This window comes from Duganella sp. CY15W (assembly GCF_009857555.1).
Lineage (GTDB): Bacteria > Pseudomonadota > Gammaproteobacteria > Burkholderiales > Burkholderiaceae_D > Rugamonas > Rugamonas sacchari.
On record NZ_WWCQ01000003.1, the window covers coordinates 830,315 to 854,296 of the forward strand.

A 23,982-nucleotide genomic window follows, 5' to 3' on the forward strand; every position below is an offset into this window, starting at 1 on the left:
TTCTGGTTAGTTGGCGGCGACAGTGGCTGGCGCGGTGAAGCCACCGCCAGCGGCGCGGTACAGGGCGACCCACGCCGCGCTGCGTTCGCGTTGCAGGTTGATGACGGTTTGCTCGGCGCTCAGTCGCGTGCGGCGCGCGTCTTCCAGTTCGAACAGGCTGGCCATGCCGTTCTTGTAGCGGTCCTCGACTGCGCTGTAGTTGGCGCGATAGCCTTCCAGCGCGGTTTGCGCATCGCCTGCGCGGGCGCCGGTGGCGTCCAGGTTGACCAGCGACTGTTCGACTTCGCTGACGGCATTGCGCACGGTGGCGCGGTAGCTGCTGACGGCGGCGTCGTAGCGGGCGCCGGCTGCATCGACATTGGCGCGGCGGCGGCCGGCGTCAAAGATGGGCAGCGACAAGGACAGCGGGCCGATAGTCCAGGTGTCGGTTTTTGTGTTGTCGCCATTGGCGCGGAAGTTGGCGACGCCGATTGAGCCGGACAAGGCCAGGCGCGGATAGCGCTGCGCTTGCGCGTTGCCGACATCGGCGCTGGCGGCGGCCACTTCGCGTTCGGCAGTGAAGACGTCCGGGCGCTGGCTCAGCGTATTGGCCGGCAGCTCGGCGATGGCGATGGATGGCGCATTGAACACCGCGCCTGGTGTGGCGGCGGCCAGCTTCTGGCGCAGTGCCGGCTCGGCGATCGCGGTCAGCGCCGACAGCACTTTCACATCAATGTCGCACGCGGCGCGCTGGGCGATGTAGCGGCTGTTGCCGTCGGCCGCGCTGGCGCGTGCCAGCGCCAGGCTGGCCGGCGACTGGAAGCCCGCCTTGGCGCTGAGTTCCGTCAGCCTGGCGGTGTCGGCGCGCGAGGTGGCGTCCTGGCTGGCGACGGCCAGCAGCTGTTCGCAGGCGCGCAGGCCGTAGTATTGGTTCGCCACTTCGGCGGCCACCGAGACGCGCGCGTCGTGCCAGCCGGCGTGGGCGCTTTCCAGGCGCGCCTGCGCCGCATCGCGCGCCGCGCGGTTGGCGCCGAATACATCGATCTCCCACGAGGCTTGCAATGCCGCCTGCGAGGTGGTCCCCATCGGCAGCGCCGACTGCTGGTTCGACCGGTTGACGCTTGCCGTTGCATCGAGATTCGGCGCCAGCGCCGCACCCGCCGCCACGCGTTCCGCACGCGACTGCGCAATGCGCGACGCTGCCGAAGTCACGCTCGGGCTGACTGCCTGCGCCGATTCGATCAGCTGCACCAGCAGGTCATCGGCCTGTCCGCGCCACCAGTTGGCGAGGTCGGTCTGGCTGCCGTGGTGCGGCAACGGCGCTTGCCACTGCTGCGGCGCCTGCGCGTCTACCTGCTTCGCCGGGCCTTGCACGGCGCAGGCGCTCAGCGTCGCGGCGACAGCCAATACTGTCGCGCGTAAAAAGATACTCATGCTTTCCCTTGTTGAAGTTTGGTTTTTTCCGCCTTGACCAGCACCTCGGCAAAACCGGTCAGATGGTCGGCCCAGTCGGCAATCGCTTCCGGCGTGGCCATCATGTGCGGCGTAATCTGCGCGATGATGTCGCGGCCTATCATCATCTGCACGCACATGGCGGCGATGGCGTAGGCCAGGCGGTGCACGCTGTCAGTGGGCTTTTTAAGTCCCAGGTGGCGGCACAGCACAGCCACCAGCGCCAGGTGCTCGGGCATGATGTTGGTCTCGATTTCACGTTGCCAGATGCCGGTCGGTTCCAGCATTTCGCGGTAGAAGAGACGCAGCAGCACGTCGGCATCGTCGCCCGCCATGAGCGGCGCCACCATCTGCCGGTAGAAGCCGTGCAGCGCTTCGCGGAGCGTGAAGTGCGGCTGGTTGAACTGGGCGATATTGTCCTCGGCCGGCGTGCAGATGGCGGTAAAGCAGGCCTGGTACAAGCCGGCCTTGTCGCCAAAGTAGTAGCTGATGGCGGCGACGTTGGCGTTGGCTGCCTGGGCAATCTCGCGCGTCGAGGTTTTCGAAAAGCCCTGTTCACCGAACAGGCGCATGGCTGCCTGCAGCAGGCGCTCGCGCGACTGCTCGCCGTCTGAGCGGGGCTTGCGCGCGTCGTCGGCTGGCTGGCTGGATTCGTGGATGGTGGGTTTAGCGTTCATGGCCGGCATTACATCACATAATTTAAACAAATGATATAACTAAATCGATCGTTTAATTTACTTCTGGATAGACTGACCTATGCGTAGACGTACGCCTGCCGCGTTTATTGCAGCAATTGAAAAATTTTTAGCGAAGAGGGGGAGGCAGAGGGAGGGGCGGCGGGACAGCAGGGCAGCGGGGCAAAAAAAAACCCGCGACCACACGGTGCGGGTTGAATTCCAATGTTCAGCGAACGGTTGGAGGAGACAGTTCCTACTATACCCCTCCTTATGTTGCACTGCAATACCGTAGAATTACGTTGTCATTATAGTCATCTTCTTGAATACTCAAATCCTCATTTGGCGGGAAGGGCCAGCGTGAAGGTGCTGCCGTGGCCAAAGTCGCTCTTGAAGAACAGCGAGCCGCCAATCAGGTTGGCCAGGTTCTGGCACAGGTAGAGGCCCAGGCCTGCGCCTTCCGCGTGGCGCGTGGAAGTTGAGTCCAGCTGCGAGAAGGCCTGGAACAGCTTGGTCTGGTCTTCCTCGCGGATACCGGCGCCGCTGTCGGCGACGGAAAATTCAATGAAGTGTTTGCCGCCTTCGCCCGGCTGCTCGGTCAGCGTGACGCGCACGGTGCCCGCTTCGGTGAACTTGATGGCGTTGTTGCCGAGGTTGAGCAGGATCTGCGTCAGCGCGCGGCGGTCGGTTTCCAGCACGATGGCGGGATCGGCCAGCTCCATTTCCAGCTTGAGGTTTTTTTGCACGGCCAGCGGGCGCAGCGTGTCCACCACATCCTTGACCACTTCCTGGCACTGCACGGTTTCCAGTTCCAGCGTGACCTTGCCGGCTTCGATCTTGGCCACGTCGAGGATGTCGTTAATCAGCGAGAGCAGGTGGCGCGCGCTGGTGCGGATGGTGTTGAGCTGCTTGTCCTGCTCCGGCGTCAGCGGGCCGGGGAGCTTCATGAGCAGCGCGCCGGTGAAGCCGATGATGGCGTTGAGCGGTGTGCGCAGTTCATGCGACATATTGGCGATGAAGGCCGACTTCATGCGGCTCGCTTCCGCCAGCTCCAGATTCTTCAGCGCGATTTCGCGGTTGATGGTTTCCAGTTCGCCCGCGTGGTGGGCCAGGCGCATATTGAGTTCGATAACCTGGCGTTCGCGCGCCTGCAGTTCGCTGTTGACCTGCACCGCCTGTTCGTAGGTGGAGATCAGCAAATCGAGGATCTGCTGGCGGTCGGCATTGATGAAGTGCTTTTGCTCGCCCAGATACAGGGCAATGCCGATCTCCATGTTCTGGTTCTTGCGCAGCTTCTGGTTCATCAGCATATGGCCGATGCGGTTGAGCAGATAGTCTTCCGCATACGGCTTGCGGATGAAGTTATCGGCGCCGCATTCGATGCCGCGGATGATGTCCTTCGGATCCATCAGCGAGGTCACGAGGATGACCGGGATGTCGCGCAGTTCGGGATCGGCCTTGATGGCGCGGCATAGCGTATAGCCATCCATCTCCGGCATCACGATGTCGGACAGCACCAGGTGCGGCTTGTGTTCGCGGATCGCTTCCAGCGCCAGACGGCCGTTGGACGCCACGCGCGCGTTATAGCGCATGGACTGGATCAGACGTCGCAGTCGTTCAGCCTGGGTGGGGCTGTCTTCAACGATCAGGATTTCGATTTCATCAGGCTGTATTTCGTAGCTGGTGTCCACAGACCACCCTCCTGGTACATAGTTTTAGCTATACAGACTATATCGGATTTAGCCCTTCAAGGCGAACTTTCCTGTCCCTGGAATCCTCCGGTGCGCCAGGTCAGCACCAGCGTGTCGCGATGGCCATGCGCCGCCAGCGGCTGGATCGGAGTGGATTCATGGATGACAGTTGCGTCATCGAGCAGCAGCATGGTCCACGGCACCGTCATGGTGAAACGTTTGCCATTCGGGCCATCGGCTTCAAACACGCGCGTCTCGCCGCCCTTGATGCCTTCACGCGCGACCAGCAGCACGGCGACGAAGTCCACGCCGTCGCGGTGCGCGCCTTCCGGTGTCGGGCGGCCGATGCCGTCGGTGGTATCGATGCGGAACTGGTGCGCCTCCACATACCACGGCGCCGGCTGGTCGGCGGCGCTGCGGCCGCGTGCTGCGCTGCACACCTGGCCGATGGCGGTAATCAGCGCCGGCCATGCGGGCAGGGTCACGGTGGCCGGCTGCACCGGCTCGAACAGGCGGTGCATGCCGCCGTGCAGCGCGTTGTATTCCAGCGGCTGCCAGTGGGCGCGGTGCGCCGTTTGCGTCAGCTGGCGGCCATCCTGCACGAAGCAGGAGTGGCGGCGACGGCGATAGCGGCCGCCGTCCTTGAGGTAGTTGTCCAGCTCCAGCGCGTCCCAGCTCGGGATCAGGTCATTGAGCGCGGCCAGCGGCAGGCCGGCCAGCGCGGCCACGTCCTGCGGTTGCAACAAGGCGTAGCCGTTCTGGCGCAGCGCGTCAGCCGCATCGGCCAGCGGCGTGTAGATAGGTGTGGTCATGGTACTTGGGTTAAGCGGAGGCGTTCATCAGGCTGGAACGCAGTTCATCGAGTTGCTGTTTCATGCCGACTACCTGGTCCAGCGTGCATTGGGTCGCTTGCAGGATGGACGGCGGCAGTTTGGCGGCTTCATGGCGCAGCGCGTCGCCGTGCGGGGTCAGCTTGATGATGACCTGGCGTTCGTCGTTGGCGGCGCGGGTGCGGGTCAGCAGCTCGGCCGCTTCCATGCGCTTGAGCAGTGGCGTCAGCGTGGCCGAATCGAGGAACAGGCGTTCGCCCACTTCCGACACGGTGAGTTCGTTTTTCTCCCACAGCACCATCATCACGAGGTACTGGGAATAGGTGAGGCCGAGGCCGCGCAACAGTTTGCGGTACAGCTTGCTCATGGCCAGCGAGGTGGAGTACAGGGCGAAGCAGAGCTGGGCGTCCAGTTGCGGGACGGCAGAGGTGGTGTGAGTAGATGTTTCCATGTTCCCAGTATAGGTAGCGCACTATATAATTGCAAGCTCAGCCGGGAAAAATAGTTTTGGCGGGCAATTCCGCTCGGTTTATGATGGTGGTAAGCACACACGGGGGAGTAGCAGCAGATGAATGTCAAAAAGGCCATCGTCCTGATCGTCGATGAAGCTGCGGACAACCTGATCCAGATGCACGGCATGCTGGAGGATCAGTACGAAGTGCGGCTGGCCAACAGCGGCCGGGCGGCGCTGGACCTGATGCAGCACGTGCCGCGCCCGCACCTGGTGGTGGTGGATGCGGACCTGGTCGGCCTGGATGGCTACAGCGTGTGCCAGCAGCTCAAGTCCAGCCCGGACACCGCCGACATTCCCGTCATCGTGCTGCAGCGCGCACCGGCCGAGCAGCGCGCGCTGGATGCCTGCGCGGCCGACGTGGTGCCGAAGCCGGTCATCGGCGAGGTGTTGCGCGCACGCGTCGACACCCACCTGCAGCTGCGCCACTCGCGCGAGCTGCTCAAGCAGCAGCGCAATCTGCTCGAACACGTGGTGGAAGAGGTCACGCTGGAACTGAGCCAGATGCTGGACGCGATGATCTGGGCCATGGCCTCGCTGGCCGAGACGCGTGAATACGAAACCGCCAACCACCTGCGCCGCGTGCAGCATTATATGGCGGCGCTGGCGCGGCAGCTGCAGCACCACAAGCGCTTTGAAGAAGAGCTCAGCGACGCCAACATCAAGGCGCTGTTCAAGGCGGCGCCGCTGCACGACATCGGCAAGGTGTCGATCCCGGATGCGATCCTGCTCAAGCCCGACCGCCTGACCGACGAAGAATTCGCCATCATGAAGAAGCATACGGTGTATGGCCGTGACGCCATCGTCAATGTCGAGAATGCGCTGGGCTATACCAACACCTTCCTGCGCTATGCGCGCGAGATCACCTACTCGCATCAGGAGAAATACGACGGCTCCGGTTATCCCGAAGGCCTGCGTGGCGATGCGATCCCGATGTCTGCCCGGTTGATGGCGGTGGCAGATGTGTACGACGCGCTGATTTCCAAGCGCGTCTACAAGCCCGCCTTTACCCATGAAACCGCGATGGAGATGATACGGCAGGGAAGCGGCGAACACTTCGACCCGGACGTGGTGGATGCCATGCTGACGGTGGAGGAGGAGTTCATGGCCATCGCCGAACGTTACAGCGACCCCGCCTGACCATGCGCGGGCGCGGCTACCTGGCTTTCTTTGTCGGGATATGCCTGACAGCCTGGACCTGTTTCTTCGTGATGGAGGAGCAGCAGAAGCAGCAGGTACGCGCCAGCTTCCAGCGCGACGCCGAAAAGGTGGCGCGCGATACCCAGAGCCGGCTGGCGATTTACTTCGACACGCTGCACGGCATGAAGGGCATGTACGCCGTCAATGACCGCATCGACCGGCTGCACTTTCACCGCTTCGTCAACGAGCTTAAGGTCGACCGGCGCTATCCGGGTTTTCAGGCGCTGCAGTTTGTGCGCCTGGTGCCGGAGGCTGAACTGCCGGCGTTTGTGGAGCGCGTAAAGCGCGACAACAGCATCGAGCCGCAGGCCTATCCGGACTTCTATGTGCATCCCGCCAGCCGCCGTCCGGTACACTACATCGTTGAATACACCGAACCGCTGAAGGGCAATGAAAATGCCTTCGGCCTGGATCTGTCGGCGCTGTCGCCGCATCTGAAGGCGCTGGAGCTGGGCCGCGATAGCGGCGAGATCGTTGCCACCATCCCCATCACGCTGGTGCAGGACGCCAGCGGCGGCGAGCCAGGCTTTGTCGCGCGCGCGCCCGTGTACCGCAACGACCTGCCGCGGGAAACCACGGCGCAGCGGCGCGAGGCGCTGGTGGGCTTTGTGGCGATTGTCTTCCGCGTCAATACGCTGATGCGCGAGGTGATCGATCCGACGCTGCTGGAACATCTGCATGTGCGTATCGAAGACGGCGGCCTGCTGAATGGCAGGCCGCCGGAACCCGGCGATGACACTCTGCTGTATGACAGCGACGGCAAGGCCGAGACGCATCAGGAGCGCGCCGAAGTGGTGCCAGGGCTGGTCACCAGCACGGCGCTGCCGGTGGGGCAGCGCAACTGGATCATCAAATTTGAAGGGCGCTCGGGGACGCGCTATGGGCGCTCGCAGCTGCCGGTGCTGCTGATCGGCGCGGTGGGCGTCATCATCAGCGCGCTGATTGCGGCGCTGCTGGTGGCCAACCGGCGCGAATCCGCCGCGCGCCACGGGCTGGAGTTCAGCCTCAAGGAGCTGGAGCTGCAAAAGAATAATGTGGAGCTGGCGCGCGGCGATCTGGCGCGCGTGGTGGCGACGCTGAAGCAGGCGCAGACCAATCTGCAGACCTCGGAGAAGATGGCGTCACTGGGGGCGCTGGTGGCGGGTGTGGCGCATGAACTGAATACGCCGATCGGCAACAGCCTGCTGACCGCCAGCGCACTGGGCGACATGGTGCGCGACTTCGAACGCCGTCTCAAGGCGGACGGCGGCTTGAAGCGTTCAACGCTGGAAATGCATATGGCGGATGCACGCAAGGCCTGCGACATCATGACCAACTCGCTGACGCGCGCGGCGGACCTGATTACCTCCTTCAAGCAGGTCGCGGTGGACCAGGCTAGCGGCCAGCGCCGCCGTTTCCGTCTGGATGAAGTGCTGCACGATACGCTGGCGACGTTCGCGGCGCAGCTGCGTCGCGCCGGCTGCGCGGTGACGGTGAATGTGCCGGCCGATATCGTCTTCGATTCCTACCCCGGCAGCTTGAGCCAGGTATTCAGCAACCTGATAGGCAACGCGCTGCTGCATGGCTTTGATGGCCGCGAATGCGGCGCCATCACCATCAATGCAAGGCGCGAGGGGAATGATCTGGTGGTGCTGGAACTGAAGGACGACGGTGTCGGCATGAACGACGTGGTGCTGCACAAGATATTCGACCCCTTCTTTACCACCAAGATGGGCCAGGGCGGTTCAGGCCTGGGAATGAATATTGTTTATAACATTGTCACCAGCGTGCTGAAAGGGACGATACGCGTGGACTCCATGCCAGCGGCAGGCACCGTGGTGACACTGGTGCTGCCGCTGTGGCCCGAGGAGCAGGCGGCTTACGCCGCGTAGCGCTGGCGCAGCAGGGCCAGCATCGCCACGTTGAGTTCCCACGCGTTCGAGACTTCCTTCTGCGTGTAAGGCAGGGTCTGGGTATAGGGTACGGGGCCGAATTCCGGCGTCAGCGTCATGCGTTCCGCACCGGCGGCGCGGCGCAGGCGGATCACTTCGTCCCACCAGCTTAAATGCGCTTCCAGTGCGGCCTGCGATTCCGGCGCGCGGAAGTCGGCGACCTGCGGCCCTTGGGCGTGGCCTACGCGGGCGTGGATGTGGCGCACGTGCGGCAGGGTCTGGGCCAGCGTTTCCGGCTGGTCTTCCAGCAGCGATTCGCAGGCGCAGCACCAGTGCGACAGGTCGGCGGTCAGCTGCAGATCCGGCATCTGGCGCAGGTAAGGCAGCAACAGCATCGGGTGGCCGCTGAAACGGCTGCGGTGGATCTCGTGATAAATCGGCACGCCGTGCTGGCGCGAGATGCCGGCGGCAAGGTCCAGCAGTTCGCGGTTTTGCTCCGGCGTGTAGTAGTCCTTGCCGGTGTGCGAGTTCACGTGTAGCGGCTTGACGGCGCAGGCGTTGTGCAGCAGTTCGGCCAGCGCTTGCTTGTGCGCGTCAAACGCCGGATGGAACACCGTCTCCCACTGCGCCACGATCAGGCCCAGGCCCGCATCGGCGATGCGGCGTACCCATTCGTCGCGTGCGGCCACGTCCAGCGGCAGCGACATCTCGATGCCGTCAAAACCAGCAGCCTTGACGCGGTTGATGAAGACCTGAGGTTCCAGTTCGTTGTTGCCCCAGTGGGCGGCGAAGATCTGAATCTGCATTACAGGAAGCCTCGCGCTGGCAGTTTGTCGTCGCGCTGTATCCAGTTTTGCGGCGAGTAGCGGGTGGCGCCATCGGTCACGTGCAGCGTGTAGGCGTGGCGCGAGACTGGCGAGCGGTTCGGCGCGCTGTAGTGCGGCAGCAGGCCGTGGAAGCAAACCAGGCTGCCGGCCTTGCATTCCAGCGGCACGGCGGTGCTGTTGTCCGGCCAGGCCAGGTCGCTCAATTTTTCCATCTCGACCTTGTCGCCATTGCGCAGGAAGCGTTCGCGCATCGGGCCGCGATGGCCGCCCGGTTCGGCCCACATGCAGCCGTTGTCCAGCGTAGCGTCTTCCAGCGCGAACCAGAAGGTGGTGACGCTGACGGGATCGGTGTCGAAATAGGTGGCGTCCTGGTGCCAGCGGACTTCGCCGCCGATGCCGGGCTGCTTGAAGATGTACATCGATTGCCAGACTTTCGGATCACTGAGGCCCAGTTCACGTGCCAGCGTTTCCAGGCGCGCGTCCGCAGTGAAGGCGCGGAACGCCGGGTCGAGGTCGTGCATGGCGTGGCCGATCTTGTTGATCGACAGTTCCTTGGCCTGTTTCAGCTTGCCGTCCGGGCCGAAGGCTTCTTCTTCAAAGAAGCAGCGCACGGTGTTGTCGGAGCCGAGGAAGTAGTCGTCGGTGGTCTTTTCCTGCTCGATGGTGCTGAAGATGCCGGATTGGGCACCCGGGTCAAAATCGTTGACAATCTGTGCAGCGCGGGCGCGCAGGGCGGCGATCTCTTCCGGGCTCTTGAAGCCCGGAATGACGATGAAGCCATCGCGTTGGTATTGTTGTTTTTGTGCTTCTGTGAGCATGTCCAGCTCCCTGGGGAATAGTCGATGGATGACATTTTACGGGGCGGCCCACTGCGTCACAATCCGCAAAAGGTTGACACATTGTCGCCGGAATGGCGACAATCGTGCCATGGATCAGTTACGGGCAATGGAGATATTTGTCGAGGTGGCGAGGCAGCGCAGCTTTAGCGAGGCCGGACGCCGCCTGGGACTGACGCGCGCCATGGTCAGCAAACATATCCTGCAGCTGGAGGAAAAACTGGGTGCGCGCCTGCTGCATCGCTCGACGCGTGAAGTCAGCCTGACCGATGTGGGGCAGGCCTATCTGGCGCCGTGCATGGCGACGGTGGCGCAGGCGCAGGAAGCGGCGCGCGTGGTGGCGCAGACCGGCGCCGATCTGGCCGGGCCGTTGCGCATACAGGCGCCGTCGAGTTTTGGCAGCGAGTGGCTGGCGGGCGCGTTGGCGCGCTTTGCGTTGCTGCACCCGGCGCTGGAGCCGATGCTGTACGTGGATGATGCGCTGCTCGATCCGATCGAACATGGGTTTGACCTGACCATCCGTGTGGGCGGCATACCGGATGTGCATGCGCTGGCCATGCGGCCGTTGGCGCCGTGCCGCGGTGTGCTGTGCGCGTCGCCGGCGTACCTGGCGCGGCATGGCATGCCGGTCACGCCGCAGGATCTGCAGCAGCACCGCTGCCTGCACTTCAGCCATCTGACGGACGGCACGCAGTGGCATTTCAAACGCGGCAATGAAGCGGTGTCCGTGCGCGTGCCGGCTGCGTTCACCGCCAACAATGGACTGGTATTGCAGCAGGCTGCCCAGCGCGGCCTGGGCATCGTCTATAACACCACCTTCCTCGCGTGGCGCAGCCTGATGGAAGGCACGCTGGTGCCGGTGCTGACGGACTGGGAACTGCCGCTCAACCATCTGAGCGCGCTGTATCCGGCGAGCCGCCAGCCATCCCCTAAAGTCCGCGCACTGATCGACTTCCTGGTGGCCGAATATCATCCCGTTCCGCCATGGGACCGGGAGTTGCAGACTTCTGGACTGCTTTAGATCTGCCAGGCGCCGTCCTGATAGACGCGTTGGCCGTCCAGGTACACGCCTTCGGTCACGGCAAACACGTCGATGTGGTAGCGCGCGTCTTTGCGCTTGAGCTGGGGCTTGGTGTAGACGCCGTGCTTGGCGCCCAGCGACAGGTGGATGCCGCACATACGTTCATAGGTGCCGATGTCATCGACCATGCGCTCGCGCGAGAAGGCGCGGTTCATGCCGAAGCCCAGTTCGCGCAGCCACACTTCGCCTTCGTGTTCGCGGATGATGGACAGCATGGTGTCGAATTCCGGCGTGCTGTTTTCCGTGCCGGCCACGCGGCCTTTGTCGACGATGATGGTGATGGGCGTCGCCGGGCGGTTGACCAGGAATTTGGTGTCGCCAAACACAAAGATGTGCGCGCGGCCGCTCACCGCTTCCAGGTCCTGCGCCTCGGTGAACACTTCGCCCAGCGGGAACTGGCCGCCGACGTTGTTCATGCCGCTGTAGTCGCCGATATTCAGCTTGGCCGATTCGAACGGCGAGGCGAATACCAGTTGCGCGCCATTGCCGCTATCGACCATGCCTTGCCGGGCAGTGTCGATGCGGGCCTTGAGCGCATGGCCGACACCGCGGTAGTAGGACGGCTCGTACGCCAGCGAGTCGATGTACAGCAGTCCCTGTTCGTCCGGCATGCGCGACAGGTGCACATGCTCGATCACCTTGAGGCCGCGCTTGAACAGTTCGATGCGGATGCGGTAGGCGTCCATGCGGAAGCTGGAGGACTGGATCAGCACCACCAGGTCGTCCGCCTGCATGCGTTCAAACGTCGCCAGGATGTCCGCCGGCGGTACGCTGTCGAAATCGATGAAGCGGGCATCCGGCACCACGCGGCGGTAGGCTTCGGTCAGCGCGCGATTGAGGTCGGTGCGGGTGTCGTAGACGATCAGCGCGGCGTGCGGGGCGCGGTGTTCGATCGCGTGGGCCAGCGTGTCGCGGACATTCTGCTCGGCGGTAGTAACGGCGGCTTCGGGAATGGCGCCGAAACGGGAGGGGAAGGACGTCATGGTGAGGCGGTTTATGAGGATCAGCCCGCATTATAAGGGAGTTGCGGTGTACGCCACGGTGATGCAGTTTCTCCTTGTAAAGGCCGAAAGGGGGATATAGAATTAAAAAATAGCCTACAAGCAACTCCGTGGCAATAACAACAGGAAGCGTGATGACCGTATTAATGGGACAGGATTTACCGCTGGAGCGACCGGATACGACCGGCCGTGCAGCGTTGTTCGTGCCGACGGCAGCGATCAAGGCTGACATACTGGAAACGGTGCGGATGGGCGCGGCGATTGTCGGTTACGGCAATCATGACCGGACCTTGACGATTTATTACGAAAGCAACCGCTTCAACGAGGCCAATCTCGTGAAGTGGGAGCAAAAGGCGCGCAAGGCGTTTGAACGGCTGGCGGAAAACCTGCCGACAGTGTCCAAGATGGTGAGCAAGCCTGACAACTTCGAGCAGGTCGGCTACATCAGCAGCAAGGGCATCCTGATCCGCCGCATGGCAAAACTGCAAAACTGGTTGGAGAAGTCCGACGCGCTGGATACCGGTCCGGAGTCGGAAACCATCGACTTTGCGCCGCCGCCGCCGCCCAAGAAAATCGTCGCAGAATAAGCCCCTCACTGGCGTGCGCTGCGGCTTGCGGCGCCGATGTATGCTCTTGGAAACAAACATTTTCCAGGAGAGGACCATGATGATGCGTTATGTCGCAGTGGCGCTGACCGCGCTGGCGCTGCTCGGCGGCTGCCAGAAGAAGGATGACCCGAGCGAAGCCGGTCCGGCCGAACGCGCGGGCCGCAAGATCGACCAGGCCACGCAGCAGGCCGGCGAAAAACTCGATAGCGCCGCCAAACAGGCCGACCAGCAGCTCAGCGATGCCGCCAAGGACACCAGCCAGAAGCTCGACAAGGCAGCCGACAAGGCCAGCGAAACCCTCAACAACGCCACCAAGGAAGCCGGCCGCAAACTGGAACGCGCCGGTGAGAAGATGCAGACCGCCGCCGACGAGCGCGAGGCTGCGAAGAAGTAATCAGTGTCCGCCCTTGGTCTGGGCGGCGTGTTTGATGGAGACTACGTTGGTGTGCTCCGTCGGCGTGGTGGGATGGGTGCCGGGATCGCCGCCCAGCACCACGCTCAAGTCCACAAAGCCGGAACGCCAGGCGCGTTCCAGATCCTGTTCGATGGCCTCCATCGACGTCAGATGGAAGTTCTCGAATCCCCGCACGCCGTAAGCGCGGTTGCGGCCATGCGCCTTGGCCAGGTAGAGCGCCATGTCGACCAGGTTCACCGCGCGTTCCCACGGTAGCGGCTCGCCGCCCGGCACCAGCGGGAATGGCGAAAAGCCCACCGAGACATTCACCGAAATATCGTGCTCCTGGTAGCGCAGCGACTGCGAGGAAATGGTGGTCAGGATGCGGCGCGCGATTTCGTCCACGCCATTGCGCGGGATGGCCGGCAGGAAGGCGAGGAACTCCTCGCCGCCCCAGCGCACGATCATGTCGGTTTCGCGCAGCGCGATGCGCAGGTTCTCGGCGATCATCTTCAACACCGCGTCGCCGGCCGCGTGGCCGTAGTTGTCGTTGATGTGCTTGAAGTGGTCGACGTCGAGCAGGAACAGCGCGCCGACAATGTCGTCATGGCGGTTCTGTGGCCCCAGGCTGCGCATGAACTCCTGGAAGTGGCGGCGGTTGTACAGGGAGGTCAGCGGGTCCAGCGTGGACTGCGCCTTGAGCTCCAGATTTTTCACCTCCAGCTGGGCATTGGTGTGGCGTACCTTGCGGTACAGCAGACCCACCACGGCTGCCGCCAGCGCAAACACCAGGGCCAGCAGCCACCAGACGCGCTGCTGCAGGCGGCGGTTGTCGATCTCCGCGCCCTTGACCTGGTTTTCATGGCTCAGCATTTCGATCTGGCGCTGCTTCTTCTCGGCCTCGTATTTTTCCTGCAGCTCCAGAACGGCCTGCTGGCGGCGCCGCTCAAACAGCTCGTTGGAGATGGCGCGTTCGCGGTGATAAGCCGATATCGCGCCGGCCAGATCGCCCGCGCGTTCCAGCACTTCGCCATATTCGATGAGCGCCATTTGCAGGTCGGGCTTGTTGTTCTCCTGCTCGTAGCGTTTCAGTCCCAGTTCGTACTGCTTCTTGCCCTCGGCCACGCGGCCCATGCCGATGTAGGCCTGGCCCAGATTGATGCGGGCGGTGGCGGCCGTGGAGTCGTCGTTGGTGCGTTCGGTGGAGCGCAGCGACTCCTGCGCGTACTGCACTGCGCGCGGATAGTCGTGGTCCTTCAGATAATTGTCCGACAGGTTGACCAGGGTGATGCCGACCATGCGTTCGGCGCCCATCTTGCGTTCCAGGTCCAGGCTTTGCATCAGCGCGCGCAAGGCGCGCTTGGGCTGGCCGGAGTCGATGGCCAGGCCGTACTCGGTGTTCTTGGCGATCGCCATGCGGCCCGGCGATTTGAGCTTCTCGGTTTCGTTGAGCAGTTCGTCCAGCGTTTCCGAGGCGTTCTCGTATTCCTTCATCTGGACGTAAAGCTTGGCCAGCGCGTTCAGCGCCGCCACCAGGCTGACCGGATCCCCGGCGGGCGGCCGCGCCATGTCGACGGCGCGCTGCAGCTTGACCAGCGCCGCCGGGAAGTTGCCCTGTTCGGCGTGCGTCTGGCCGGCGGTGACGGTGGCCTGAATCTTGAGCGGGTAGTCCTGCGTGGTGAGCGCCAGCTTCTCCGCCTCAAACGCCAGGCGGTGGGCGGCATCGACTTCCGCCTGCGCGAACAGCACATAGGTCTTGGCCAGCATGCCCTTGGCGATGATGGCCGTATCGTGCAGCGACTTGCCGAGCGCGATCACCTGTTCAGCGGTTTCCAGCGCGACGTCGTTCTGCCCCAGGCGCATGCGCGTGGCGCTCAGCTGGCTCAGGAATTCGGCACGGGTGTAGGCGGGCGCGGCAGTCAGTTCGGGTTGCAGTTTTTGCAGCTGCTCCAGGGCCTTGTCGGGCATGAAGCGGCTCTGCTCGCGGATCTCGAGAATGCGCTCATCGAGCGGGGTTTGCGCTGCCACGCAGGCAGGCGCCAGCGCGAACGCAAGGGCTGCGGCCATGGCTCGCCGCTTCGTGTGCCACCATCCGCCATTTCTTAATCCTGCCAACTTGACGCCCCCGCGATTGCAACGCAATGTCTAGACAATTATATGCTTGTTGCAAGCGGGAAAGCCTCAAGATGTGCGATTTTTCTCGAAAATCGCACAGTTTTTCACTGCTGCGGCGCTGCCTACGCGGCCAACTGTTGCAAAAGATATAGGCGTTGGTACAAGCCGCCGTTGATCTGCATGAGCTGATCGTGCGGACCGATTTCGGCGATGCGGCCATGGTTCAGCACCACGATGCGGTTGGCGTCGCGGATGGTGGACAGGCGGTGCGCAATCGCGATCACCGTGACCTTGCCGCGCAGTTCATCCAGTGCCGTTTGCACAATCTGTTCGGTTTGCGAATCGATGTGCGAGGTGGCTTCGTCCAGCAGCAGGATGCGCGGCGTGCCGGCCAGCGCGCGCGCAATCGCGATCAGCTGTTTCTGGCCCACCGACAGGCGCGAACCGCCTTCGCCGAGCGGCGTGTCATAGCCCTGGTCCAGCGCTGTGATGAAGTCGTGGGCGTGGGCGGCGCGGGCGGCGGCTTCGACCTGCTGCTGCGTCAGGCCGCGGCCCATGTCGATGTTCTCGCGTGCGGAAGCGGCCAGCAGGAACGGGTCCTGCGGCACCAGCCCCACTTCGGCGCGGAAGCGTTCATTGTCGATGGCGTCGAGCGGCATGCCGTGCACCATGATGCTGCCATGCTTGGCGGGATAGAAACGTAGCAGCAGCGACAACAGCGTCGACTTGCCGCTGCCCGTGTGGCCGACGATGCCGACGAAATCGCCTTGCGGGATCTCCAGCGACAGATTGTGCAGCACCGGGTGGCCTTCGTTGTAGGCGAAGTTCAGATGGCGGATGGCGACGGCGGGCGCGTTGCTGTCGTTGGCTGCGACAGTGCGCGTGGCTGCAGTCGCGGCGGCGGTGTGTTCCTGCGCCGTGCCTTCATCGAGCAGCGTTGCCACGCGCGCGCTGGCCACCACCGACTGCTGCAACTGGCTGAACTGCATGGTGATCTGGATCAGCGGCTCGATCACGCGCGCCAGGTAGCTGATGAAGGCATACAGTATGCCGACTTCCGTGGCCGTCATCTCGCGGTGGCCGAACATGAAAATCACGGCCGCCAGCAGGATGATGTTGAACATATCGAGCGCAGGGCGCAGCAGCCAGGCATTGGCGCGCAGCTCCGACAGGCGGGCCGTGTAGTGATCCTGATTGGTGCTGGCGAAGCGCTTGCCGAAGCGCGCTTCGGCATTGCTGGCCTGGAGCACGCTCATGCCGCCGATGGATTCCGCCATCTGGCCATTGATCTCGCTGCGCAGCGCGCGGGCGCGGGTGACGGCGGGCGCGCTCCAGCGCTGGTACAGCCAGACGATGAGCAGTACCGCAGGCAGCAGCGCCAGCACGATCAGCATGAGGCGCCAGTCCAGCCACGCCATGGCGCACACGGTACCGATCAACACGATGGTCGAGTCGAGCATCACGAACAGCACCTGGATGTACAGGTTCTTGACCGCCTCGGTATCGTTGGTGACGCGCGACACCAGCTGGCCCGTGATGGCGCGATCGAAGAAAGCCATCGGCAGCAGCAGCACGTGGGTGTAGACCATCTCGCGCAGGCGCATCACCGAACGCATGGCAAGGCCGGACAGGCGCACCAGCTGCAGGTAGCGCAGGCCGCTGGCGATCCAGCCGGTGAGCACCACGCCGGCCAGCAGGCCAGCCATGCGCGGCCAGTCCAGATGGTGCGGCAGGAGGTGTTCGTCGATCAGCGCCTTGCCCATGATGGGGCCGAGCACCTCCAGCAGTGCGGCCAGGACCAGCCACAAAATGGCCCAGCCCAGATGATGCTGGTCGGGCAGCGCGGCACGGCGCAGCAGTGCGATGGCCTGCCGCATCTGGCCGCGGGTGGATTGATGTTCAGGCTTCATCGAGGCTGGCTTCCAATTGTTGATAGCGCCACTGGCTGGCGTACCAGCCGTCCAGTGCGAGCAGTTGTTCGTGATTGCCGGTTTCGCTGATGCGGCCATCGCGCAGCACCACAATCAGGTCGGCGTTGACGACGGAACTTAGACGGTGGCTGGCGATAATCGCGCTGCGGCCTTTGCGCAGCTGGCGCAGTTCCTCGAGATGCTCGAGGATGCGCGTTTCCGTGCCGGTATCGACGGCGGACAGTGCATCGTCCAGCAGCAGCAAATCGTTATCGGCCAGCAGCGCGCGGGCGATGGCGACGCGCTGGCGCTGGCCGCCTGACAGCGTGATACCTTTCTCGCCCACCTGCGTCTCATAGCCATCGGGGAACAGCCGGATGTCATCGTGGATGGCGGCGAGACTGGCGGCGTGCTCGATCTGCGCGCGGGTGGCGTCGGGACGGGCCAGCGCGATATTGTCGGCAATCGAGGCGGAGAACAGGAACGACTCCTGCGGCACCCAGCTGATGGCGGCGCGCAGGGCCTGCAGCGTGTACTCGTCGAGCGCGTGGCCGGACCATTCAACACGGCCGTGCTGCGGCGTGAGCTGGCGCAGCAGCACGCGCAGCAGCGTCGACTTGCCGCTGCCGGTCGGGCCGACCAGGCCGAGCGTCTGTCCCGGCTTGAGCACCAGCGTGATCTCGCTGATGGCGGGCGTGCTTTGTTCCGCGTAAGCGTAGCGGATGCCGTGCAGTTGCAAGGGACCCGATGGCACGGTGGTGAGCGTGCCATGGTCGTCGATGGCGAGTGGCGCATCCAGCATCGGCTGCAAACGCTGCCAGGCGGCGCGGCCACGTTCGATCAGCGACAGCACCCAGCCGGCGGCAAACATCGGCCAGATCAACTGCCCCAGATACATCGTGAAACTGGTCAGCGCGCCGATGGTCAGCTGACCGTGCCAGATCAGATAACCGCCCAGACCGAGCGTGAGACCGCTGGCGGCGGTCAGCGTCAGGCCGACGGCGGGTTCATAAGCGGCTTCCCACACTTGCGCGCGCAGGCTGGCATCGGAGGCCTTGCCGGCGAGTGCCGAAAACTGCCTGGCGCTGCGCTGCTCCAGACCGAGCGCGCGCAGGGTGCGTACTCCGGACAGCGTTTCCTGCACATGATCGTTCAGGGCGCTGAAGCGCTTGAGCGAATCAGTCGATGCAGTGTGGATGTGGCCCGAGATATACCAGAAGGCCCACGCCATCAGCGGGAAAGGCAGCAGCGCAATGCACGCCAGGCGCCAGTCGACGCCGAGCAGCATCACGCCCAGCACCATCACCAGCGTCAGCGCGCCGTCAAAGCCGGCCAGCATGGCCTCGCCGGCGGCCATCTCGATGGCGTCGATGTCATTGGTCGCCAGCGCCATCAGATCCCCGGTGCGCTGACGCTGATAAAAGGCCGGACCTTGCAGCGTCATGCGCGTATAGAGGCGCGTGCGCAGCGACACGCCAAGCTGATAGGCAGCGCCATACAGAATCTGCCGCCAGCCCACGCGCAAGAAATAAATACCGAGACCGACCAACAGCAGCCAGCCAATTTCCATCAGCAGCGCGTTGCCGGACAGCGTATGGTTAGCCAGGCCATCAATCATGGCGCCGACCTTGCGCGGGACCAGAATGCTGAGCGTCGCCACGCCTGCCAGCATGGCACCGGACACAATATAAGCGCGACTATGCTGGCGGACAAAACCGCCGATAAGCCGGGAGAGATTAGACATGTTGCCTCGGGAGAGCGTATAGCCCGCTAGGATACAACATGCGCAAAAAAGACGGGGTCAGGTCCGTCATTTCTACACGAGCCCAGCTGTAAAGGCGATGACGGCACAGTCCGTGTAGAAAAGACGGACCTGACCCCGGAGCCGAGGCGATTACGGCTCAGTTCGTGTAGAAATGAAGGACCTGACCCCGGAGGGTTATTTTTTAGGAGGCTGGGCCGGTTTGGCTTTGGGTGCGGCGGCGGCTTTGGCGGGCTTGGCTTCTGGCGACAGTTCGATGGCTTTTACGGGCGGCTCGGGAAACAGCGCTGGCTTGACCTCGGCTTTGACTTCGATGAAGCTGTCTTCTTCCGCGTCAGGAATCGGCGCCGCCGCTGGTTTGGCTTTCGGCGGGGCTTTGGCTACCGGTTCGGTGATCGGTTCGTTGGCGGCAACCACGGCTGCGCTTACCGCTGCGGCCAGCGCGGGCGGCGTCTTGTCTAGCACGGTGGCTTTGGTAGCGGCCAGGTCGGTGACCTGCTTCAGCGTGCTTTGGGCGCTCTGGATCAGTTCGCTCTGGGCGGTGGAGGCGATGCTGTACAGCTCGCGGCCGTAGGCCAGCAGGCTGTCGAAACTCGCAGGCTCGGTCGTGCTCAGGGTGAAGAATTCTTTGGGATCTTTGGCGGCCAGCAGTTTCTTGGCGGCGGCCGAGGATTTTTCTACCGAGGCTTTGGTGGTGCTGATGTTGAGGGCGATAACTTTTTCAGCGCTCTCCACGGCCGCGCTGGCCAGGCTGCTGAAAATATGGAATTGCGCTTCCAATTGCGATTTCGTGGCGACGGAAAACTGTTCGGTGATCGAAGACATGGTTTCTCCTGAAATTATGATGCAACGCAATAAGTCCATTCTAGCGACGATTTTGCATCTTGAAAAGTTATTTTTTCTACCATGGCAACACAAGCACCCCAACAGAATTAATGCAATGCAACAATTTGCTGTATTTTGATGAATATGCCTACAATGGTTTTACTGAAAATCAATGGGAGCGCCGATGGATGTCGTGATACGCAACGCCAGTCTGGCTGACGGGCAGCAGGGTGTGGACGTTGCCATCGAGCATGGCCGAATTACGGCAGTCGGGCCGCGTTTGCCGGTGGCGGCAGCGCTGGAGATCGACGCCGGCGGTGATTTGCTGAGCGCGCCGTTTGTCGATGCCCACTTCCACATGGATGCCACGTTGAGTTATGGCTTGCCGCGCGTGAATGCGTCCGGCACGCTGCTGGAGGGTATCGCGCTATGGGGCGAGTTGAAACCGCAGCTGACCCAGCAGGCGCTGATCGAGCGCGCCCTGCAATACTGTGACTGGGCAGTGGCGCGTGGCCTGCTGGCGATCCGTTCGCACGTGGATGTGTGCGATGACCGTCTGCTGGCCGTGGAGGCGCTGCTGGAGGTCAAGCGCCTGGTGGCGCCGTATCTGGATTTGCAGCTGGTGGCGTTCCCGCAGGACGGCGTGCTGCGCGCGCCTAACGCGCTTATCAACCTGAAGCGCGCGGTGGCCATGGGCGTGGAGGTGGTGGGCGGCATTCCTCACTTTGAGCGCACCATGGCGGAGGGGGCGGAGTCGGTCCGCATCCTGTGCGAGTTCGCCGCCGACCAGGGTCTGATGGTGGACATGCACTGCGATGAATCCGACGATCCGATGTCGCGCCATATTGAGACGCTGGCGTATCAGAGCAACCGCCTGGGCCTGCATGGCCGCGTGACGGGTTCGCATCTGACCTCCATGCATTCGATGGATAACTATTACGTCAGCAAGCTGCTGCCGCTGATACGCGAAGCGGGCGTGGCGGCCATCGCCAATCCGCTCATCAATATCACGCTGCAGGGCCGTCACGATAGTTACCCCAGACGCCGCGGCATGACGCGCGTGCCGGAACTGCTGGCCGCGGGTATTCCGGTCGCCTTTGGCCATGACTGTGTGATGGACCCGTGGTACAGCCTGGGTTCGGGCGACATGCTGGAGGTGGCGCACATGGGCTTGCATGTGGCGCAGATGACGGGCCAGGAGGCGATGCGCGATTGCTTCCGCGCGGTGACGTCGACGCCGGCCGCCATCCTGGGCCTGGAAGGCTATGGCATCGCGCCCGGCTGTCACGCCGACCTGGTGCTGCTGGACGCGGCTGATGCCGTGGAGGCGATCCGCCTGCGCGCCGCCCGCCGCCTGGTGATGCGTCGAGGAAAAATCATCGCGGAGTCGCCACGTGCGCATGCGCGTCTGAGTTTGCCGGGACGGCCGGAGCAGGTAAATTTCCGCCTTCACCGCTGAGCGCGCAAACTGGACTTGCCCGGAGAAATACATGACAATTGAACACGAGATTATCCGACTGGAGCTGCCTTGAAAGAAATCGCCATCCGCCCCGCAACGGAAGCCGACTTTGGCGCCATGTGGGAAATATTTCAGGAACTGATCGTCAGCGGCGACACTTATTATTTTGCCGCCGATACCAGCCGTGAAGATTGCCACGCTTACTGGTTCGGTCCGGGCGTGCAAAGCTTTGTGGCCATCCTCAACAACGAACGCCTGGTGGGCATGTACCGCCTGATGGCCAACCAGCGTGACCGTGGTGCGCACGTCGCCAATGCTTCTTTCATGGTCAGCCCTGCCGCGCAAGGCGTGGGGGTGGGCAAGCTGCTGGGCATCGATTGCCTGGACCGCGCCCGTGCGCAAGGCTATCTGGCGATGCAGTTCAATTACGTGGTCAGCTCGAATATGCCGGCCGTGCTGCTGTGGAAGAAGCTGGGTTTCTCCATTGCCGGCACGCTGCCGCGCGCTTACCGTCATCAATATCTCGGCTATGTGGACGTCTATGTGATGTACCAGTTGCTGGAAGATCCTACCCATTGGCCGGACGCATGAAGATACTGGAAACTCAACGACTGCTATTACGCACCATCACGCCCGAGGACGCGGAGTTTTATTTCATCCTGGTCAATGACCCTACCTGGCTGCAATACATCGGCGACAAGGGCATCCGCAGTATCGAAGGCGCGCGCACCGCCATCCTGGAAGGACCGTGCGTGATGCAGGAGCGCCTGGGCCATTCGCTGTACATCATGGAGCGCAAGAGCGATGGCAAGCCGCTGGGCATGTGCGGCCTCATCAAGCGCGACAGTCTGCCGGATGTGGATATCGGCTACGCCATCCGTCCTGAGCATTTTGGCCAGGGCTATACCTACGAGGCTGCCGCCGCCGTGGTGGCCTATGCGCGCGATACCTTGCGCATGAAACGCCTGATGGGCATTACCAATCCGGACAATACTGTCTCAATCAATTTGCTAGCCAAGCTGGGACTGACGTTTGTTGAACACAAAACGCTGCCACCTGATAATCGTCCTACCAATATTTACCAGCTGGAGCTGTTGTAGAGTGGAAATTCGATAGATTTTTTCAGTGCCTTATAGCATCATGGATGTACGGCACTGTTCGTTGCCCGTTCCCCAAAAAATGGAGCCAATTTAGCTGACAAGCTTGTCTGAATTGAATTCTTGAAAGGGGTAGTTATGAAAATCGCCAATCTGAAGATAGGCGTGCGACTGGGGCTATTGGGCGCATTCTTTTTTGTCGCGCTGATGATCGTGGCGATCTCCGGCTGGCGCGCACTGGAAAACGCTAATGCGCGTAGCGCTATCGCCATGGAGCGCTCGGATGCGTTGAGCCAGGCGATCGATACGGCGCGTAGCGCACAGGTGGAATTCAAGATCCAGGTACAGGAATGGAAGAACATCCTGATACGCGGTAATGATGCCGCCCAGCTGGACAAGTACAGCAAGGCATTCGTCAAGGGCGGTGAGACCACGCGCGGCGAACTGCAAAAGCTGGACGGCATGCTCAATAAGCTGGGCCTGAAAACCACGCTGGTGGATGAGGCCATCCGGACCCAGAACGAACTCGTCACGCGCTACATGGAAGCGCTGAAAAAATACGACTCCGCCAATGTTGAAAGCGCCCATGTGGTGGATGGGCTGGTCAAGGGCATGGACCGCGAACCTACCAAGAAGATCGACGACATCGTGGCCTTCATCAGCAAGGAGTCGGCGCGCCTGACGGTGGAGATGAATGAAGAAAACCGCGCCGCGCACCGCCAGACGCTGATCGCCATGGCCATCACGGTGCTGATTACCGTGGTGGTGGGCTGTGCCACGGTGATGTCGCTGATCCGCAGCATCACGCGGCCGCTGGATGCAGCGGTGACGGTGGCGCAGACCGTGGCTGCGGGTGATCTGAGTACCGAGGTGCGCGTCAACCGCAAGGATGAAATTGGCGAGCTGCTGGGTGCGCTCAAGTCGATGCAGAATAACCTCAGCAGCATCGTGGGCCAGGTGCGTTCTGGTACGGAGACGATCCACACGGCAGCCACCGAGATCGCGGCCGGCAATCTGGATCTGTCGAGCCGCACCGAGGAGCAGGCCAGCTCGCTCGAAGAAACCGCAGCGGCGATGGTGCAGCTGACTACGACCGTCCAGCAGAACAACGCCAATGCGACCGAGGCCTGCAAGCTGGCCGATACCGCCTCGAACGTCGCCGCCAAGGGTGGTGACGCGGTGGCGCAGATGGTGCAGACCATGGGCGAGATCAATGACAGTTCGCGCAAGATCGTTGACATCATCGGTGTGATCGACGGCATCGCTTTCCAGACCAATATCCTGGCGCTGAATGCGGCGGTGGAAGCGGCGCGCGCCGGTGAACAGGGGCGTGGCTTTGCGGTGGTGGCTTCTGAAGTGCGCAATCTGGCGCAGCGTTCAGCGGCAGCGGCGAAGGAGATCAAGGAATTGATCGGCACCTCTGTCGGCCGCGTGGAAGAGGGGAGCCGCCTGGTTGGCCAGGCCGGTGAAACCATGAGCGAAGTAGTGGAGAGTGTGCAGCGGGTCACGGCCATCATCGGTGAAATCTCGGTGGCCAGCGGCGAGCAGCGCGATGGCATCGAACAAATCAGCATCGCCATCAGCCAGATGGACAGCGTGACGCAGCAGAATGCGGCATTGGTGGAGGAAGCTGCGGCCGCCGCGGATTCGCTGGAGCAGCAGTCGGCCAGCCTGCGTGACGCCGTCAGTATCTTCAAGCTCAATAATCCGGGCAGCGTGGAGCGCATGCCTTCGCACCGCAAAACGCTGCAACTGGCTGGCTGAGTTTTGCCACAGGTCGTTTGATGTGCCTCAAACGGGCGCATGAACGGCCTGTTGATGTTTCCTCTATCCACTATTATTCCCTCTTCCGCAGTCCA

The 23,982-nt window shown here is 62.7% G+C and carries 21 protein-coding genes; 9 read left to right on the plus strand and 12 right to left on the minus strand.

Features of this window, described 5'->3' with window-relative positions; genetic code table 11:
- Nucleotides 1-6 precede the first annotated feature (6 nt).
- The 5 genes from GTP58_RS18775 to GTP58_RS18795 form a co-directional block, all read right to left on the minus strand.
- On the minus strand, nt 7-1,413 hold the full coding sequence (locus GTP58_RS18775; protein ID WP_161078720.1) for an efflux transporter outer membrane subunit: 1,407 nt from the start codon (nt 1,411-1,413) through the stop codon (nt 7-9).
- Nucleotides 1,410-2,108, minus strand: a complete 699-nt coding sequence (locus GTP58_RS18780) for a CerR family C-terminal domain-containing protein (RefSeq protein ID WP_072789983.1) — start codon at nt 2,106-2,108, stop codon at nt 1,410-1,412. The genes GTP58_RS18775 and GTP58_RS18780 overlap by 4 nt, the downstream gene beginning before the upstream one ends.
- A gap of 335 nt (nt 2,109-2,443) precedes the next feature.
- Nucleotides 2,444-3,796: a response regulator gene (locus GTP58_RS18785; protein WP_161078721.1), complete on the minus strand. Its 1,353-nt coding sequence runs from the start codon at nt 3,794-3,796 to the stop codon at nt 2,444-2,446.
- A gap of 56 nt (nt 3,797-3,852) precedes the next feature.
- On the minus strand, nt 3,853-4,608 hold the full coding sequence (locus tag GTP58_RS18790) for a 2OG-Fe dioxygenase family protein (RefSeq protein ID WP_161078722.1): 756 nt from the start codon (nt 4,606-4,608) through the stop codon (nt 3,853-3,855).
- Between the two features lie 10 nt (nt 4,609-4,618).
- Complete coding sequence (locus GTP58_RS18795) at nt 4,619-5,077, minus strand: MarR family winged helix-turn-helix transcriptional regulator (protein WP_161078723.1); 459 nt, start codon at nt 5,075-5,077, stop codon at nt 4,619-4,621.
- Between the two features lie 117 nt (nt 5,078-5,194).
- Between GTP58_RS18795 and GTP58_RS18800 the strand changes: the two genes are divergently transcribed.
- Nucleotides 5,195-6,277 carry an HD-GYP domain-containing protein gene (locus GTP58_RS18800; RefSeq protein ID WP_161078724.1) on the plus strand — a complete coding sequence of 361 codons (1,083 nt, stop codon included), beginning with the start codon at nt 5,195-5,197 and terminating at the stop codon, nt 6,275-6,277.
- A gap of 2 nt (nt 6,278-6,279) precedes the next feature.
- Nucleotides 6,280-8,208, plus strand: a complete 1,929-nt coding sequence (locus tag GTP58_RS18805) for a CHASE domain-containing protein (protein WP_161078725.1) — start codon at nt 6,280-6,282, stop codon at nt 8,206-8,208.
- Here GTP58_RS18805 and GTP58_RS18810 read toward each other — a convergent pair.
- Together GTP58_RS18810 and GTP58_RS18815 are read right to left on the minus strand one after the other, a co-directional pair.
- Nucleotides 8,196-9,014 carry a sugar phosphate isomerase/epimerase gene (locus GTP58_RS18810; RefSeq protein ID WP_084560306.1) on the minus strand — a complete coding sequence of 273 codons (819 nt, stop codon included), beginning with the start codon at nt 9,012-9,014 and terminating at the stop codon, nt 8,196-8,198. The two genes, GTP58_RS18805 and GTP58_RS18810, sit on opposite strands and share 13 nt — an antisense overlap.
- Nucleotides 9,014-9,853 (minus strand): phytanoyl-CoA dioxygenase family protein, encoded by an 840-nt coding sequence (locus GTP58_RS18815; protein WP_161078726.1) that lies wholly within the window; start codon nt 9,851-9,853, stop codon nt 9,014-9,016. Before GTP58_RS18815 ends, GTP58_RS18810 begins: the two co-directional genes overlap by 1 nt.
- Nucleotides 9,854-9,962: 109 nt before the next feature.
- Between GTP58_RS18815 and GTP58_RS18820 the strand changes: the two genes are divergently transcribed.
- Nucleotides 9,963-10,892 carry a LysR family transcriptional regulator gene (locus tag GTP58_RS18820; RefSeq protein WP_229215638.1) on the plus strand — a complete coding sequence of 310 codons (930 nt, stop codon included), beginning with the start codon at nt 9,963-9,965 and terminating at the stop codon, nt 10,890-10,892.
- Here GTP58_RS18820 and GTP58_RS18825 read toward each other — a convergent pair.
- Nucleotides 10,889-11,935 carry a hypothetical protein gene (locus tag GTP58_RS18825; RefSeq protein WP_161078727.1) on the minus strand — a complete coding sequence of 349 codons (1,047 nt, stop codon included), beginning with the start codon at nt 11,933-11,935 and terminating at the stop codon, nt 10,889-10,891. The two genes, GTP58_RS18820 and GTP58_RS18825, sit on opposite strands and share 4 nt — an antisense overlap.
- Before the next feature lie 152 nt (nt 11,936-12,087).
- Here GTP58_RS18825 and GTP58_RS18830 point away from each other — a divergent pair, with 152 nt between their 5' ends.
- Both GTP58_RS18830 and GTP58_RS18835 read left to right on the plus strand, forming a co-directional pair.
- Entirely contained in the window at nt 12,088-12,540 is a 453-nt protein-coding gene (locus GTP58_RS18830) for a hypothetical protein (protein WP_161078728.1), read from the plus strand.
- A 76-nt stretch (nt 12,541-12,616) separates the two neighbouring features.
- Complete coding sequence (locus tag GTP58_RS18835; protein WP_072787867.1) at nt 12,617-12,955, plus strand: apolipophorin; 339 nt, start codon at nt 12,617-12,619, stop codon at nt 12,953-12,955.
- On the opposite strand, the gene GTP58_RS18840 is transcribed toward GTP58_RS18835, so the two are convergent.
- The 4 genes from GTP58_RS18840 to phaP all read right to left on the minus strand — a co-directional run bounded on the left by GTP58_RS18840 (nt 12,956) and on the right by phaP (nt 19,567).
- Nucleotides 12,956-15,022, minus strand: coding sequence for a GGDEF domain-containing protein (locus GTP58_RS18840; RefSeq protein WP_161078729.1), 2,067 nt, complete (start codon nt 15,020-15,022; stop codon nt 12,956-12,958).
- Between the two features lie 170 nt (nt 15,023-15,192).
- Nucleotides 15,193-16,980: an ABC transporter ATP-binding protein gene (locus tag GTP58_RS18845; RefSeq protein WP_161078730.1), complete on the minus strand. Its 1,788-nt coding sequence runs from the start codon at nt 16,978-16,980 to the stop codon at nt 15,193-15,195.
- Nucleotides 16,970-18,724 carry an ABC transporter ATP-binding protein gene (locus GTP58_RS18850; protein ID WP_161078731.1) on the minus strand — a complete coding sequence of 585 codons (1,755 nt, stop codon included), beginning with the start codon at nt 18,722-18,724 and terminating at the stop codon, nt 16,970-16,972. Before GTP58_RS18850 ends, GTP58_RS18845 begins: the two co-directional genes overlap by 11 nt.
- Nucleotides 18,725-18,919: 195 nt before the next feature.
- Nucleotides 18,920-19,567, minus strand: a complete 648-nt coding sequence (gene phaP, locus GTP58_RS18855; protein ID WP_161078732.1) for a TIGR01841 family phasin — start codon at nt 19,565-19,567, stop codon at nt 18,920-18,922.
- Between the two features lie 184 nt (nt 19,568-19,751).
- On the opposite strand from phaP, the gene GTP58_RS18860 reads away from it, so the two are divergent.
- The 4 genes from GTP58_RS18860 to GTP58_RS18875 all read left to right on the plus strand — a co-directional run bounded on the left by GTP58_RS18860 (nt 19,752) and on the right by GTP58_RS18875 (nt 23,887).
- Nucleotides 19,752-21,026, plus strand: coding sequence for an amidohydrolase family protein (locus GTP58_RS18860; protein ID WP_161078733.1), 1,275 nt, complete (start codon nt 19,752-19,754; stop codon nt 21,024-21,026).
- Between the two features lie 69 nt (nt 21,027-21,095).
- A complete protein-coding gene (locus GTP58_RS18865) occupies nt 21,096-21,617 on the plus strand; it encodes a GNAT family N-acetyltransferase (protein ID WP_161078734.1) in 522 nt (173 codons plus the stop codon).
- Complete coding sequence (locus GTP58_RS18870) at nt 21,614-22,126, plus strand: GNAT family N-acetyltransferase (RefSeq protein WP_161078735.1); 513 nt, start codon at nt 21,614-21,616, stop codon at nt 22,124-22,126. The genes GTP58_RS18865 and GTP58_RS18870 overlap by 4 nt, the downstream gene beginning before the upstream one ends.
- A gap of 135 nt (nt 22,127-22,261) precedes the next feature.
- Complete coding sequence (locus GTP58_RS18875; protein WP_161078736.1) at nt 22,262-23,887, plus strand: methyl-accepting chemotaxis protein; 1,626 nt, start codon at nt 22,262-22,264, stop codon at nt 23,885-23,887.
- The last annotated feature ends 95 nt before the right edge of the window (nt 23,888-23,982 follow it).

Excerpts from the sequence above, each read along its gene's own strand:
- GTP58_RS18775 (WP_161078720.1), bottom strand. The coding sequence starts at position 1,413 with ATGAGTATCTTTTTACGCGCGACAGTATTGGCTGTCGCCGCGACGCTG.
- GTP58_RS18780 (WP_072789983.1), bottom strand. The coding sequence starts at position 2,108 with ATGAACGCTAAACCCACCATCCACGAATCCAGCCAGCCAGCCGACGAC.
- GTP58_RS18790 (WP_161078722.1), bottom strand. The coding sequence starts at position 4,608 with ATGACCACACCTATCTACACGCCGCTGGCCGATGCGGCTGACGCGCTG.
- GTP58_RS18795 (WP_161078723.1), bottom strand. The coding sequence starts at position 5,077 with ATGGAAACATCTACTCACACCACCTCTGCCGTCCCGCAACTGGACGCC.
- GTP58_RS18800 (WP_161078724.1), top strand. The coding sequence starts at position 5,195 with ATGAATGTCAAAAAGGCCATCGTCCTGATCGTCGATGAAGCTGCGGAC.
- GTP58_RS18805 (WP_161078725.1), top strand. The coding sequence starts at position 6,280 with ATGCGCGGGCGCGGCTACCTGGCTTTCTTTGTCGGGATATGCCTGACA.
- GTP58_RS18810 (WP_084560306.1), bottom strand. The coding sequence starts at position 9,014 with ATGCAGATTCAGATCTTCGCCGCCCACTGGGGCAACAACGAACTGGAA.
- GTP58_RS18815 (WP_161078726.1), bottom strand. The coding sequence starts at position 9,853 with ATGCTCACAGAAGCACAAAAACAACAATACCAACGCGATGGCTTCATC.
- GTP58_RS18820 (WP_229215638.1), top strand. The coding sequence starts at position 9,963 with ATGGATCAGTTACGGGCAATGGAGATATTTGTCGAGGTGGCGAGGCAG.
- GTP58_RS18825 (WP_161078727.1), bottom strand. The coding sequence starts at position 11,935 with ATGACGTCCTTCCCCTCCCGTTTCGGCGCCATTCCCGAAGCCGCCGTT.
- GTP58_RS18830 (WP_161078728.1), top strand. The coding sequence starts at position 12,088 with ATGACCGTATTAATGGGACAGGATTTACCGCTGGAGCGACCGGATACG.
- GTP58_RS18835 (WP_072787867.1), top strand. The coding sequence starts at position 12,617 with ATGATGATGCGTTATGTCGCAGTGGCGCTGACCGCGCTGGCGCTGCTC.
- GTP58_RS18840 (WP_161078729.1), bottom strand. The coding sequence starts at position 15,022 with ATGGCCGCAGCCCTTGCGTTCGCGCTGGCGCCTGCCTGCGTGGCAGCG.
- GTP58_RS18845 (WP_161078730.1), bottom strand. The coding sequence starts at position 16,980 with ATGAAGCCTGAACATCAATCCACCCGCGGCCAGATGCGGCAGGCCATC.
- GTP58_RS18850 (WP_161078731.1), bottom strand. The coding sequence starts at position 18,724 with ATGTCTAATCTCTCCCGGCTTATCGGCGGTTTTGTCCGCCAGCATAGT.
- phaP (WP_161078732.1), bottom strand. The coding sequence starts at position 19,567 with ATGTCTTCGATCACCGAACAGTTTTCCGTCGCCACGAAATCGCAATTG.
- GTP58_RS18860 (WP_161078733.1), top strand. The coding sequence starts at position 19,752 with ATGGATGTCGTGATACGCAACGCCAGTCTGGCTGACGGGCAGCAGGGT.
- GTP58_RS18870 (WP_161078735.1), top strand. The coding sequence starts at position 21,614 with ATGAAGATACTGGAAACTCAACGACTGCTATTACGCACCATCACGCCC.
- GTP58_RS18875 (WP_161078736.1), top strand. The coding sequence starts at position 22,262 with ATGAAAATCGCCAATCTGAAGATAGGCGTGCGACTGGGGCTATTGGGC.